This is a genomic window from Corynebacterium sp. Marseille-P4611 (genome assembly GCF_916618765.1).
GTDB lineage: Bacteria > Actinomycetota > Actinomycetes > Mycobacteriales > Mycobacteriaceae > Corynebacterium > Corynebacterium marquesiae.
In genome coordinates this window covers 1,013,909-1,026,972 of record NZ_CAKAKD010000001.1, presented here as the reverse complement: position 1 = coordinate 1,026,972, position 13,064 = coordinate 1,013,909, and the positions used below count along the sequence as shown (strand labels likewise).

The window sequence follows — 13,064 nt, the reverse complement described above, 5'->3', positions numbered from 1 at the left end:
CAATACCTTCCGCTAAGTGATCCACAACATAGGCTCCCGTTTTCACCCCCACTACAGCTTTCAGTAGGTAGCTCGACCCCCGGTTGGGCGCTGACTATTAGGATGATGTGACATGTGGGAACTGGGCGAGCATTTTCGAAATTACGCAGACGAGTATCGCGATGCGGTGCACGAGCATTTCTTTAACGCGGTGCCTGAATCCCGGCAGATTTTTGCCCTGTCGATGCGCGATACCCATACCTCGATGGTGCCTGCGCTGGCGTGGGTGATTGAGCATACGGAGCCTAGGGAGCCCCTGCTTGCCGACGTCTCCGCAAAACTCACCCAGCTCGCCCGCGATCACCGCCGGCATGGGTTTCCGGCCGAAATCTATTCCCGCTTCGACGATGCCCTAGTAGCGGGCCTGCGGGTTTTGGCGCTGACGCAGTATCAATACAACTTTGCCTGCGACGTCATCCACCAGGTGTGCGCCACGATGGCCGACGCCGCACGGGAGTCCGATGCCGCCGGCGAAGCACCGGCGCACTCGGCGCAAGTGGTGGCGGTGGATCACCCCACCCGCGAGACGTCCATCATCCGCGTGGAGGCTGGCCTGGCTGTGCCCTATCAACCGGGGCAGCACTTTCCGGTGACCACGCAGTACTTGCCCGGGCAATGGCGGATGCTCACTCCTGCGCAGCCTAGCGACGGAACCGGCCAGGTGGTCTTTCACATCTCCACCGCGGGCGAGGCTTCCCGGTCCCTCGCGCACGCGCAGCCCGGAGACTGGTGGACCCTGGGCCAGCCCGCCGGAGGCATTAGCCTGCAGAACGCGGGCGCAGGCGAACTGGTCATTATTGCCTATGGCACCGGGTGGGCCACGGCCCGCTGCGCGGCACTCGCCGCGCTGGACGATGATGACCGCGGCCGAGTACCACGCCTCTTCGCCGTGGCGGGCAGCCCCGGCGCCCACTATGACACCTACTTCCAGCAGAACCTGGCAGCACTTGGCGTGCCGGTGCGCCGCATCGTGCGGGAAGAAAAAGACCCGTGGCTGCTCAATGCCCGCGAATTGGCGCCCGGCGCCGACTACGTAGTCTCCGGGGAACCGACCGATGTAGTAGTCAACGAGGTGGAGTTATCCACAGGCACTCCCCCACGCTTCTTACTCGTCGGACCAGCCGACGAGGTTGTGGAAGGTGGGGAAAGGTTGGTTCAAAGAGGCGTCGGCAAGCAGCAGATCGACGTCCTTAGCTGGGGCCGCGACGGGCGCTGGCAGCCGGAAGACTACGCGGCTCTGGCCTAGTCCACAGTGGCCACAACCGGCAGGGCGCGGCGGGTTTTCGCTACCTCATTCGGATCGATGTCGGCATAGAGGATGTCATCCTCGTAGCCGGCCTCGGCCATGCGCACGCCATTCGGATCAACGATGGTGGAATGGCCAATGCCCGTTGGTCCGGAAGGATTGCCCGCCTCTGCGTCACCCCCCGGGCGCGATTGGCCGGCCGCAACGATATAGCTGGTGGAGTCCAAGGCACGCGCGGCCGTGAGCAGGCGCCACTGCTCCAGCTTTCCGGGGCCATCCGCCCAGCTCGTGGGTACTACAATGAGCTGCGCGCCCTGGCTGGCCAGCTCCTTAAACTGCTCTGGGAAGCGAATGTCATAGCAGGTGGCCACGCCCACTACAAGGTCATCCACGTCGAAGGCTACGAGCGATTCGCCGGCTAAGACCGTATCCGATTCGCGGTACTCAAAGGCATCATAGGTGTGGATCTTGTCGTAGCCGCCCAGCACGCCAGGTCCTGCAATGAGCGCCGTATTGGTCACGCGATTAATGGTCTTGCCGTCGCGCTCCACGGTATCGGCTGGGCAGAACATGCCGGCCACGACGGTGACCTCAAGCTCCTCTGCGAGCGTTTGGATCGCCGTGGCGAACGGGCCTTCGAGCGTCTGCGCCTGCTCATCAAGGCGCCCGGAGCGGAAATTCTGCGCCGTGGCCTCCGGCAGCACGATTAACCGCGCCCCGTTTCCGGCCGCCTCACGGATCTTGGCGAGGGCCAGTTCCTGGTTTTCGGTGACACTACCGGTGGACGTTAACTGCACTGCTGCTACCTTCATGCCTCCCAAAATAATGAAGCAATGCGGAGTTATCCACAGGCTGCGTCTTTACCCCTAGCGCGGCGTTGTATGGTCCTTCAGGCTTAGGGGCATGAGTTATGTAGAAATTCCCACGCACCTGCCCGATTACGTCCGCTCCCTCATGGCGCGCCCTCCGCTGCCACCGCCGACGGCCGCGCTCGATACCGCCTGCCGCACAGCGGCCGCACTAGAGCGAGCCCGTGCCACCTGGTCCAGCACCGTGACTGCAACGGAAGACGCCACGGCCGAGCAATTGCGTTCCGTCGACGCTTTCCTCCACGCTGCCGCCGGGGTGGATTCTCACCTGGGCAATGCCTTGGGAGATGCGCGATGACCCTATCCGTGGCTTTAAAAAATGGTGCTAGTACGTTGCACAGCGAACACGCTGAACTGCGCTTTCGTGTTATAGATGCACACCAGGATTGGCGCGACCTACCACTGGGTGGACCTGCCGGCGAGGCCGCGCGCACCAGTTTGGCAAGCTACACCGACTGGCTCGCACAACCACTGCACCAGATGGAGCAGGTTGCCACCACCCTTGAATTCCACGCCAGCCTGCAGGCCCGCCGCGAGGAACTCGAGGACCGCATCATCGCATTTCTAGGACAAGTGGATGAGCGCAATGGCGCCGCGGCCAGCGCCGCAGGACTCTTGTTGAATCAGGTGCGGGCGCTGGGCGATTCCCTCGACTGGCTATGCTCCCAAGAAATCGATGCCCTATGTACGCCTGACGGGGTGGCCCCACCCGTTCGCTTGGAAGACTTCTCCGATCTTCCAGTGGATACCGTCCACGAGATTAATCTTGCCCACGCCAGCGAGCACGTATCTCAGCTCGCCGCACAGAACCCAGATATGCGAGTGCTAGAAACTAGCGACGGACGGCTCGTAGCCATGGTGGACCCCGGCGGCTTTCGGACTATGCCGGCATCACTTACCAGCTTCGTAGAAGGAGTTCACTCCTCCGATCCAGAAACCTGGCAGCGTGCGGTAGACCGCGGCCGCAATCTAGCCAAGGCCAGCGGCGGGCCCGCGGTCGTGTGGTTGGGCTACCAGGCGCCCTCCTCCCTGCCCCGTGCGGTTCACGCCACTCCCGCGCGCACTGCCAGTCAAGAACTCGCCCGGTTTCAGCGCTCGCTCGGTAGGCGCTATCCGCAGGCCAAGCGCACCGTAGTGGGATACTCCTATGGTTCTGTCGTCACCGGGCATGCCGCAAAGCAGGAAAGGATTGCTGAGGACGTAGTGCTCGTCGGCAGTCCCGGCACCGGCGCTGGCCACGCCTCAGAACTGCATGGCCGCATCTGGGCAGCCACAAACGCCAACGACCCCATCGCTATTACGACGGGGCCTCACGCCGGCATCCATGGCCCCGATCCCACCATTGATACCTTTGGCGCTACTCCCCTTCCCGGCGCGGATGGCCTCCCTGGCGATCATGGCTCCTATTGGGAGGACCCCCGGTTCTTGCGCGGCCTAGGCCAAGTGGCACGCGCGGATTAGTCCGAGGGGTAGGGCCTTTTAGAACAGACCAGCCGGCTGGTCCGAATAGGAGACCAACATATTCTTAGTCTCCTGATAGTGGCCCAGCATCATCAAGTGGTTCTCACGGCCAAGGCTGAAGAAAACCCCGCAGCCAGCGGGGAAGCTGGCTGCGGGGTTGGGTGTACTCGTCTGCAGAGCGAGAGTTAGTCTTGGCCGTATCCACGGCCGCGGGAGCGCTTGCGCTCACGCGCGGTGCGCGGGCTCCACATCACCACGGAGGTGGACCGTGGGACATGGACAAGCTCACCGCTGCGCTGGGAGCGACGGCCGGCGGCCTGCTCGCGCAGGGCCCGAACTTCCTCGGCAAGGGCATCGCGTTCGGCCTCGAGTCGATCGCGTTCCTCGGTCAACTCGATGATGGACTTGATGCCGGCAAGATTGACGCCATCGTCTTGGGACAGCGCCTGAATCTTGCGCAGCAGCTCGATGTCCCGGTCGGAGTAGCGGCGGCCACCGCCACGAGTGCGGGCCGGGGAGACCAAGCCCATACGGTCATAGGTGCGCAGGGTTTGGGCATGCATTCCGGAGAGTTCCGCAGCTACGGAGATGACGTAGACCGCGGTGCCGGAATCTTCTGCCTTTCCAGTGCTCATTTTTTAACACACCTCCTGCCTTAAGCATTCTCGGCGCCGGCCCAACCCGCACGCGGGTTGAAACCGGAGTCCTTTTCCGCCTGAGCATAGGTGCGCAGTGCGCTGGAGGCGGCGGCATCGAGCTTGGTGGGCACGGTGACCTGCACGGTAACCAGCAGATCACCGGAGTTGCCACCGCGCTTGGCGATGCCCCTTCCGCGCACCCGCAGCGTGCGTCCATCCGGCGTGCCGGCAGGGATCTTCACGCGCACCGGGTTATCCAAAGTTGGAACCGCAATGGTATCGCCCAAGGCGAGCTCGGTGAAGGAAACCGGAACGGTGACATGGAGGTCATCGCCCTCACGAGTAAAGACCTTGTCTGGTTTTACGGTTACCGCCACGAAGAGGTCACCGGCTGGAGTGCCGTTGGGACCTGCTTCGCCTTGTCCGGCGAGGCGGACCTTTTGCCCATCGATGACGCCGGCAGGGATGCGCACGGTGATATTGCGGGTGCGGTGAACCGTGCCGGTGCCGTGGCAATCCTTGCACGGATCCGTGATGCGCCGGCCGGTGCCATCGCAGTCCTTGCACGGGGCAGAGAAACCGAAAGCGCCGCGGTTTTCCGAGGTAAAACCGGTACCGTTGCAGGTGCCACAAGTAGAGGTCTTGCCGGAAGCGGAGCCCGAGCCGTGACACGTGGTGCACGGCGCATTGCCGCTGAGCGCTAGGGGAATGGTGGTTCCCTTAGCAGCCTCGCGGAAGTCGAGGGTTATTTCCGTTTCGACGTCGGCCCCCCGCGACGGTTTAGCTGAGTGGCCAGCACTACCGCCGCGGTTGAAAACGCTACCGAAGATATCCCCAACACCGCCGCCTTGAGACGCTCCTCCAGCGGATCCTCCGAAGAGGTCCGAGAGGTCGAATTCTTGCGCACCTTGTCCACCCATGCGCGTGGATCGAAACCCGCCGGGAAATCCGGCGCCTCCCATCCGTCCAAAGCCGCCTCCATTGCGGAGCATGGCCTTGAACTGGTCGTATTCCTTGCGCTCAGCGGCGTCGGAAAGCACGTCGTAGGCTTCCGCAACCTTTTTGAACCTTTCCGCTGCCGCGGGGTCGTCCGGGTGGGTATCGGGGTGATTCTCGCGCGCTAGCTTGCGGTAAGCACGCTTAATCTCGTTCTGGTCTGCGGACGAGGAGACCCCCAGATCCGCATAGTAATCTTTGTCTGCCCATTCGGGTTTAGCGCTCACTGGGCATCTCCTCCTTTCAAAGAGAATCGATACAAGTTAAGTAAAAGGGCGCCGCGGGAAGGTCACTAGTCAATTCCCAGGGCGCCCTTTTTGTTATTTACTCGGATTCTTCCGAGCTGCCGGACTCATCGCTGGGGTCCGCGATGATGACCATGGCATTGCGTACGAGCCTGTCGTCCACGCGGTAGCCCTTGCGCAGCACCGTGCCAAGCACCTGCTCATCACCGGTGGACAAGTCCTGCACGGCTTCGTGGACCTCAGGGTCGAAGGCATCGCCTTCCTCACCAAAAGCAGCGAGGTCGTGCTTTTCCAGCGTGCTGTGGAGCTTATCCGCAAACGCCTTGAGTGGGCCTTCCAAGTCACCGTGCTCACGAGCCAACTCCAAGTCATCAAGGACAGGCAGGAAATCTGCGATGACCTTGGCCTTGGCGGTCTCGATTACGGCCTGGCGGTCGCGCTCGGTGCGGCGGCGGTAGTTGGTGTATTCCGCATTCAGACGCTGCAGGTCTTCGGTGCGTTCTGCCAACTGTGCTTCCACATCGCTGGCGCCGGTGCCTGCGGGCTCCTCACCCGCTGCTTCGGCTTCTACCTCATCAGTGTTGACATCTGCCAGCGCTTCTTCGAGGTCAGCATCGAGGGTGGGATCCAGCTCGGCTTCTTCGGTGGCGTCAGCCTGCGCTTCCTGCGCAGCCTGGGCCTCCTCGGCCTGCTCGGCAGCAGCCTCAGCGCGGTCAGCCGAGGTAGCCTCCGGATCCGTGTTTTCCGGGTCGCCTGGGTTGTGCGGCATTCCGCTGTCCTGAGTCATTACTTATTGCCATCCTTGTTCTCGTCCTCGTCAACTACCTCTGCGTCGACGACGTTCGGGTCACCCTGAGCAGCGCCAGCATCAGCCGCGCCTTCAGCACCAGCCTCAGCAGCCTGTGCCTCGTAGATCTGCTTGCCCATCTCCTGGGATTCGGTGGACAGCTTCTCTACTGCGGACTTGATGGCCTCGAGGTCATCGCCCTTCAGAGCCTCATCAACGGCGTCAGCAGCCTCGGTGACCTTGGTCTTAACATCCTCGGATACCTTGTCAGCGTTGTCGTCCAAGAACTTGCGGGTCTGGTAGGAGGTGGACTCTGCGTTATTGCGCAGCTCCTGCTCCTCGCGGCGCTTCTTGTCCTCTTCAGCGTGCTGCTCGGCGTCCTTGACCATGCGGTCGATTTCTTCCTGGGACAGGCCGGAACCATCCTGAATCTTGATGGTGTTCTCCTTGCCGGTGCCCTTGTCCTTTGCGGTTACGTGGACGATGCCGTTGGCATCGATATCGAAGGTAACCTCAATCTGCGGAACACCACGCGGTGCCGGAGCAATACCGCCGAGCTCGAAGGAGCCGAGCAGCTTATTGGCGGTAGCCATCTCGCGCTCGCCCTGGAAAACCTGAATCTGTACGGAAGGCTGGTTGTCTTCCGCGGTGGTGAAGGTCTCGGACTTCTTGGTCGGGATGGTGGTGTTGCGCTCGATGAGCTTGGTCATCACGCCACCCTTGGTCTCAATGCCGAGGGACAGCGGGGTGACGTCGAGAAGCAGCACGTCCTTAACCTCGCCGCGCAGAACACCTGCCTGCAGGGCAGCGCCGACTGCAACAACCTCGTCCGGGTTAACGCCCTTGTTGGCATCCTTGCCGGTTAGTTCCTTAACCAGGTCAGATACGGCCGGCATACGGGTGGAGCCACCAACGAGAACAACGTGGTCGATATCACCGACGGAAAGGTCAGCGTCCTTGATGACCTGGTTGAACGGAGCCTTGGTGCGGTCCAGCAGATCCTGGGTGATCTTCTGGAACTCGGTGCGGGTCAGGGTCTCATCCAAGAACAGTGGGTTCTTATCGGAGTCAACGGTGATGTACGGCAGGTTGATGTTGGCCTGCTGGGAGGAGGACAGCTCAATCTTGGCCTTCTCTGCAGCCTCGCGTAGACGCTGCACGGCGCGCTTATCCTTGGTCAGGTCAACGCCCTGGGAGGTCTTGAAGCGGTCTACCAGCCAATCGACGATGCGCTGATCCCAGTCATCGCCACCCAGCTCGTTATCGCCGGCGGTGGCCATAACCTCGACAACGCCATCGCCAATTTCCAGCAAGGAGACGTCGAAGGTGCCGCCACCCAGGTCGAATACCAGGATGGTCTGCTCCTGCTCGCCCTTTTCCAGGCCATAAGCCAAAGCAGCTGCGGTTGGCTCGTTAACGATACGGAGCACGTTCAGGCCTGCAATCTGGCCAGCTTCCTTGGTGGCCTGGCGCTGTGCGTCCTCGAAGTATGCAGGAACGGTAATAACGGCGTCAGTAACATCCTCACCGAGGTAAGCCTCTGCGTCGCGCTTCAGCTTCATCAGCGTGCGAGCGGAGATCTCCTGGGAGGTGTAGTCCTTGTCATCAATGTTGATCTTCCAGTCGGTGCCGATGTGACGCTTGACGGAGCGAATAGTGCGGTCAACATTGGTTACCGCCTGGTTCTTAGCGGACTGGCCGACCAGGATTTCGCCGTTCTTTGCAAAAGCAACGACGGAAGGCGTGGTGCGGGAGCCCTCAGAGTTTGCGATAACGGTGGACTCGCCACCTTCCAATACGGAAACGACGGAGTTCGTCGTACCAAGGTCAATACCTACTGCGCGTCCCATGATTTCTTCTCCTTTTATCTTGGGGTAATTAATAAAGTTGACTGTCAGTGACTCAACTTCTCGTTGCGTCCGAGCGCTACTGTAACAGAACTTCCACGTCCGGTCACACAACCTTGAGCCTGTGTCACTCAATCCTTACAACCGGAAGCCTACAAAAGTTATTCCCCGCGACTCAACTTTTCTTGTCAACATTCCTTTTGTGCAGCTCAGCGCCACTCTTGCCGACGCCCACTCCCACCTTCCACGCAATCACCCCCCTTCACCCAACACCACCCCATACCCAAACAGAGGTCCTTAAATAGCCCTAAGAGGATCCAAAAGTCACCTCAGAAAGGATCCAAAAGAGGATTGGCAGCCCGCCCCCGCTACCGCATACTAGGAATCACAGCAGTTAAGAGCTGCTACCCCAGAGAGAGATTGTAGTTTTACTCCGCCGATCCGAAAGGAATGTATATGTTCGATACCCTCGCAGACCTCAGCTCCGCCATCGACTTCGAGGCACTCATCAAGGGCATCAAGGGCCTCATCGAGGCTTCCTCCGAGTCCAACACCGACTCCGAGGGCCTGTCCTCCGTATTCGAGGGCCTGTCCTCCAAGGATGACGCAGAGGCTGCCGCAGAAGCTAAGTAATTAGCCTTCTGTACTCCTTCATGAAGACCAGCTAAACCCCCTCACCTTCTACCTCCGCACGGAACCCACCACAAGGAACCGCGCACGAAGGTGCGGGGGTTTCGCTGTTTTCAATAGCTACTTGATTTCTAGTGGTCGTGGAAACACCTGACATGGGTTAGGTGATTGTGTGGAGTCGAAATGGGTTCCGGATTCTGCTGTTGTGGCGCGGTTTGCGTCGTTGGTTCGGGCTGGTAGTTCAATACGGGCGGCTGCTGGGGTGGTTGGTTTAGCGCGGTCGGTGGCTTATCGGCTTGCTGGTGAGTTGGACTTGCCGCGCAAGCGCCGCAGGACTACTAGCTCGGATGACTGTGAGGAAATAGCTCGCCTGTGGCTGGAAGGTGTGGCACCGATGGATATTGCGCGCCAGCTTTCTATAGGCTCTTCTCCGGTGTACCGCATCGGTATTGAGCTTGGTTTGTGGAAGCGCAATCCGCATGGCCGAAAAGCTGCGGCCACAACTGACCGGTGTAGTTATCTGCAATTGCGCGCGAATGCTTTAGGCCGCAAAGATGCCGCTTTAGCCTGTGGCATTCATCCGCGTAATGCTGCTGATATAGACAAAGGTGTCATTAAGCTTTCCACTGGGCGTGTGCCTTTTGTCCCGGCTGGCCCAGATGTGGCGCTGTATAACAGGCTTATGCAGGTAATTGAGTACGTTGATGGTCGCCAAGCAGTTCCAGTCCAGGTTATTCCGCAACAGCGTATCGATAGGCGTATTTCTTCGCGCTACTTATCGGTAGAAGAACGCGAGCTCATCTTTGACCTTGACCGGCAAGGCAAAGGTGTACGTGAGATAGCTCGGCGTCTTCAGCGCTCTGCTGGCACTATCAGCAAGGAGCTTAAACGCAACCGGGATGAATTTGGGGTGTATCTTCCCACGCATGCGCACCGTAAATCGGTGTTGCGTAGGTTTAGACCGAAAAAGCGCAAGATTGATGCCAATCCACGTTTGCGCACCGTGGTCTGGGCGATGGTGAAAGATAGGTACTCGCCGGAGCAGATTTCTGGGAGGTTGCGCAGCTGCTACCCCGGTGATGAGACTATGTACGTGTGTCCTGAAACTATTTATCAGTCTTTGTATTTCCAGGCTAAAGGTGAGTTGAAAAAGGAAGTCGCTGCTGCACTGCGTCGCGGTCACGCCCAACGTCGACCTCGTGGCACGCGCAGTGCCCGCAGGCGGTTTGTTGACCCTATGGTGATGATTTCCGACCGGCCAGCAGAAGTAGACGACCGAGCAGTACCAGGTCATTGGGAAGGCGACCTCATTTTAGGCGCGGGTAATAAGTCTGCAATTGGCACGCTAGTAGAGCGAACCACGCGCTATGTCATCTTGCTGCATTTACCTAATGGGCATAGTGCTACCGAAGTAAATAAAGCACTTACTAAAGCGATTGCTACCTTGCCAGATCATCTCAAAGGATCACTTACCTGGGATCAGGGAAGTGAAATGGCCTGCCATAAGGCCTTTTCTGTAGCTACAAAGTGTCCCGTGTTCTTCTGCGATCCTGGTTCGCCGTGGCAGCGAGGCACCAATGAAAACACCAATGGACTACTAAGGCAGTACTTCCCTAAAGGAACAGACCTAAGCGTCCATAGTGCAGCGGACCTAGAATTCGTCGCCATGCAACTCAACCGCCGCCCCCGCAAAACCCTGGGCTTTCAAACACCAGCCGAGAAAATGGCCGCACTGATAAACTCAACCGAAACATAAGAAGTGTTTCCACGACCACTAGAATCCGCCCTACTTCGCGGCCGTTGTACTTACACTAAGTAGACGAACCCCATCGAGCTTTAGCAACCAGGAAGCGTGGACCGCACCGTGTCGAAACCTTCACAGCCGCCCCTTCACCAACGCATCCGCGCGGCCATGACCCTGCAGCGAACAGCAGCCATTACTGCCTTCTTCTGCGTTGTCCTTACCCTGCTAGGCGCATTCCTTACCCCCACAGAACATCAGTTATCGGCAGCCATTCTTGGATTAGTTCTCACAGTGATAACTACTTCAGGCTTTCGCTGGCCTTTGGGAATGGCCGGTACCTTTATTGCCGTGTGGCTAATCGCTACATTTCTTACTAGAACCCCTTTTATTTGTTCGGTGTTCCTAGCTCCGATTTTCCTAGCGGTAGTTGCTTACCACGGCAAACATAGCCACACAATTGCTGTCGGCCTACTCCTATGGATTTGCGGGCTCATTGATCCCGAAACGCTTGAACTAAGTATCCACCCTGCCCCAGCTTTCACTTGGGGAATGCTAATTGGCGTCGGTGGCGTAATTGGAGCGACCTTCGCCCACTCTGCAAACCGATATAGATCTGCCATGGTGGAGTGGAACGATGACGTGAAGCGCCGACAAACCGACCTCGCCGAAACCTTGCACAACTCGGTTGTTTCTAACCTAACGGTAAACACCATGCAGCTAGAGGCTCTAAGTCTCGAATATTCCAAGCTGCCAGAGCTAGCGGAAAAGCTCGATGCCCTCAGCGACTCCATGCGCTCTTCCATGTCGGAAGTACGGGCACTGACCAAGGTCCTGCGAAATAATATCGATGACATTAACGACGGCATGAGTTTTGGTTCAACCACCAAGCCAACAAGCTTTGCCCAGCTCATTTCAGAGGAAGAGGAACGCCTTTCCCGTCTCAATCGATCACCCATCGTTGAGGTCAAGGGCGAGGAGTTTGCGCCAGAATTTCCTCAAGAAATTCTAGAACCCATCGCAGCCATCACCACAGAAGCCTGCCTAAACGCGGTGAAGTATTCTCCACCAGGGGCGGAGATTGTAATTTCCGTTCGACCGCATATGGGCTGGACGGTCATTACCATCACTAATCCCGTAGCAAAACCAACAAGCAAGAACACCGAAATGTCCTCCGGCATTGGTATGTCCTCTATGAACCGGATTGCGGCCACAATGAACGCGCGATTGGACACGGATTTGGAGTCTGGAAAATGGGAGTTGAATCTATTTCTGCCGCCCAGCGCCCATAAGCGGCGTTAGTTCCACCACGTTGTATAGCAAAGACTTAATTCTTACACTAAGCTTTCGCTTGTTTCTGCCTATTCAAACTTTCACAAAAGGAGCGCCTTGATGCAGGCCGCACTCGCAAGTCTTCTCGCCCCACTCATGTTGTCTTCTTCCATCTTCGGCGCCGGCCTTACCCCTGGTGAGCTGCCAAAGACTACGGCATACGCATCTCCCGTCGATATTGCATTTGGTTGCCCGGCTCCATGGTGCGTGAAGTAAAAATATCCCTCTTGGTCGTCGATGACGACCCACTTGTCCTTGAGGCCTTGGGGCGCTACTTCGCCTCGGCTGAGGACATGGAGGTGCGCGCCACCGCAGAAAATGGCAAGGTCGCTCTCGAGCTTTTGCAAGAGCAGGACTTTGACGTCATTGTCGCGGACATCCATATGCCCGAGATGGATGGCACGACCCTCTTGCGTGAGGTCAACAAGCTGGAAGAACCACCTGTCTTTGTTGCGATGACCGCGATGGACAATGACGAGACCCTCAAAGAGGTCATGTCCAATAGGGCCGCGGCCTATATTTTAAAAAGCTCCAAGCCGGTCTACATTTTGGATACCGTGCGCGAGGCCGTGCGCGGCGGCACGGTTGTCACCCCACAGTCGCTTACCCGCTTGTTTGAGCAGCTTCCCGATTGGAACGCTGAGGGAACCAGCGCCGATGCGGCTGCCGCAACCGCCAAGATCAAGGACAATCACCATATCTCCCCTGCGCTAGAGCAGGTCCTGGACTTGGTCTGTCAAGGAAAGTCCAACGAAGAGATTGCCAAGAGCACGCATTATGCACCGGGCACGGTGAAGAAGTATGTGTCCACTCTACTCAGTGAATTCCACGCCAAATCGCGACTCGAGCTGGCGGTGAAGGCGCTCAAGGCCGGCTACGGTTCTTAGAACCCAATTGTTGGATAATCCGGGGGTGGGCTACCCCCGGATGAGTTAACACCCCCTCTAAACCCCACATGCTGGGGTTTATTTTTTGTTTTTCCACCCCCGCTTGCCATTTTTCAAAAGAGACTAGCATCACGTTTGCCGCTTTCCTATAATTGCGGCAACACAAAAGTTCTTAGTATTTCCCAGGCAACATTTGGAACCTGAACCTGCAGGGTTGCCGCACGTCAGAGCGTTATGGCGCTCGCGTTTTCCTCTAGCCTTACACAGTCACGTCATAGAAAGCAGGTGAGAGTTGAACACCAACCTGGCGCGCGTTCGTCGCAGCAGCGATAGGCCTCCCGTCCAC

The 13,064-nt window shown here is 58.5% G+C and carries 13 protein-coding genes; 8 read left to right on the top strand and 5 right to left on the bottom strand.

Going from position 1 to position 13,064, the window contains the following annotated elements:
* Nucleotides 1–112: 112 nt before the first annotated feature.
* Nucleotides 113–1,285, top strand: a complete 1,173-nt coding sequence (locus LG376_RS05030) for a 2-polyprenylphenol hydroxylase (protein ID WP_225746359.1) — start codon at nt 113–115, stop codon at nt 1,283–1,285.
* Here LG376_RS05030 and LG376_RS05025 read toward each other — a convergent pair.
* On the bottom strand, nt 1,282–2,097 hold the full coding sequence (locus tag LG376_RS05025) for a carbon-nitrogen hydrolase family protein (protein WP_225746358.1): 816 nt from the start codon (nt 2,095–2,097) through the stop codon (nt 1,282–1,284). The two genes, LG376_RS05030 and LG376_RS05025, sit on opposite strands and share 4 nt — an antisense overlap.
* A 91-nt stretch (nt 2,098–2,188) precedes the next feature.
* Here LG376_RS05025 and LG376_RS05020 point away from each other — a divergent pair, with 91 nt between their 5' ends.
* Nucleotides 2,189–2,452: a hypothetical protein gene (locus LG376_RS05020; protein WP_225746357.1), complete on the top strand. Its 264-nt coding sequence runs from the start codon at nt 2,189–2,191 to the stop codon at nt 2,450–2,452.
* On the top strand, nt 2,449–3,615 hold the full coding sequence (locus LG376_RS05015) for an alpha/beta hydrolase (RefSeq protein WP_225746356.1): 1,167 nt from the start codon (nt 2,449–2,451) through the stop codon (nt 3,613–3,615). The genes LG376_RS05020 and LG376_RS05015 overlap by 4 nt, the downstream gene beginning before the upstream one ends.
* Nucleotides 3,616–3,800: 185 nt before the next feature.
* Here the strand turns inward: LG376_RS05015 and LG376_RS05010 are convergent, their stop codons facing one another.
* The 4 genes from LG376_RS05010 to dnaK form a co-directional block, all read right to left on the bottom strand.
* A complete protein-coding gene (locus tag LG376_RS05010; RefSeq protein ID WP_204610862.1) occupies nt 3,801–4,250 on the bottom strand; it encodes a heat shock protein transcriptional repressor HspR in 450 nt (149 codons plus the stop codon).
* 20 nt (nt 4,251–4,270) lie between these two features.
* Entirely contained in the window at nt 4,271–5,476 is a 1,206-nt protein-coding gene (gene dnaJ, locus LG376_RS05005) for a molecular chaperone DnaJ (protein WP_225746355.1), read from the bottom strand.
* Between the two features lie 97 nt (nt 5,477–5,573).
* Nucleotides 5,574–6,281 carry a nucleotide exchange factor GrpE gene (gene grpE / locus LG376_RS05000; RefSeq protein ID WP_225746354.1) on the bottom strand — a complete coding sequence of 236 codons (708 nt, stop codon included), beginning with the start codon at nt 6,279–6,281 and terminating at the stop codon, nt 5,574–5,576.
* Nucleotides 6,281–8,131 (bottom strand): molecular chaperone DnaK, encoded by a 1,851-nt coding sequence (gene dnaK / locus LG376_RS04995; RefSeq protein WP_005325523.1) that lies wholly within the window; start codon nt 8,129–8,131, stop codon nt 6,281–6,283. The genes grpE and dnaK overlap by 1 nt, the downstream gene beginning before the upstream one ends.
* A gap of 453 nt (nt 8,132–8,584) precedes the next feature.
* Between dnaK and LG376_RS04990 the strand changes: the two genes are divergently transcribed.
* From LG376_RS04990 to LG376_RS04970, 5 genes are all read left to right on the top strand, one after another.
* A complete protein-coding gene (locus LG376_RS04990) occupies nt 8,585–8,761 on the top strand; it encodes a hypothetical protein (RefSeq protein WP_179387052.1) in 177 nt (58 codons plus the stop codon).
* A 679-nt stretch (nt 8,762–9,440) separates the two neighbouring features.
* A complete protein-coding gene (locus LG376_RS04985; protein ID WP_225747348.1) occupies nt 9,441–10,514 on the top strand; it encodes an IS30 family transposase in 1,074 nt (357 codons plus the stop codon).
* A 606-nt stretch (nt 10,515–11,120) separates the two neighbouring features.
* Nucleotides 11,121–11,801: a sensor histidine kinase gene (locus LG376_RS04980; protein ID WP_225746353.1), complete on the top strand. Its 681-nt coding sequence runs from the start codon at nt 11,121–11,123 to the stop codon at nt 11,799–11,801.
* A gap of 90 nt (nt 11,802–11,891) precedes the next feature.
* On the top strand, nt 11,892–12,047 hold the full coding sequence (locus LG376_RS04975; RefSeq protein ID WP_225746352.1) for a hypothetical protein: 156 nt from the start codon (nt 11,892–11,894) through the stop codon (nt 12,045–12,047).
* A gap of 11 nt (nt 12,048–12,058) precedes the next feature.
* Nucleotides 12,059–12,718 (top strand): response regulator transcription factor, encoded by a 660-nt coding sequence (locus LG376_RS04970; RefSeq protein WP_225746351.1) that lies wholly within the window; start codon nt 12,059–12,061, stop codon nt 12,716–12,718.
* The last annotated feature ends 346 nt before the right edge of the window (nt 12,719–13,064 follow it).

Excerpts from the sequence above, each read along its gene's own strand:
- LG376_RS05030 (WP_225746359.1), top strand. The coding sequence starts at position 113 with ATGTGGGAACTGGGCGAGCATTTTCGAAATTACGCAGACGAGTATCGC.
- LG376_RS05025 (WP_225746358.1), bottom strand. The coding sequence starts at position 2,097 with ATGAAGGTAGCAGCAGTGCAGTTAACGTCCACCGGTAGTGTCACCGAA.
- LG376_RS05020 (WP_225746357.1), top strand. The coding sequence starts at position 2,189 with ATGAGTTATGTAGAAATTCCCACGCACCTGCCCGATTACGTCCGCTCC.
- LG376_RS05015 (WP_225746356.1), top strand. The coding sequence starts at position 2,449 with ATGACCCTATCCGTGGCTTTAAAAAATGGTGCTAGTACGTTGCACAGC.
- LG376_RS05010 (WP_204610862.1), bottom strand. The coding sequence starts at position 4,250 with ATGAGCACTGGAAAGGCAGAAGATTCCGGCACCGCGGTCTACGTCATC.
- grpE (WP_225746354.1), bottom strand. The coding sequence starts at position 6,281 with ATGACTCAGGACAGCGGAATGCCGCACAACCCAGGCGACCCGGAAAAC.
- dnaK (WP_005325523.1), bottom strand. The coding sequence starts at position 8,131 with ATGGGACGCGCAGTAGGTATTGACCTTGGTACGACGAACTCCGTCGTT.
- LG376_RS04990 (WP_179387052.1), top strand. The coding sequence starts at position 8,585 with ATGTTCGATACCCTCGCAGACCTCAGCTCCGCCATCGACTTCGAGGCA.
- LG376_RS04985 (WP_225747348.1), top strand. The coding sequence starts at position 9,441 with ATGCAGGTAATTGAGTACGTTGATGGTCGCCAAGCAGTTCCAGTCCAG.
- LG376_RS04980 (WP_225746353.1), top strand. The coding sequence starts at position 11,121 with ATGGTGGAGTGGAACGATGACGTGAAGCGCCGACAAACCGACCTCGCC.
- LG376_RS04975 (WP_225746352.1), top strand. The coding sequence starts at position 11,892 with ATGCAGGCCGCACTCGCAAGTCTTCTCGCCCCACTCATGTTGTCTTCT.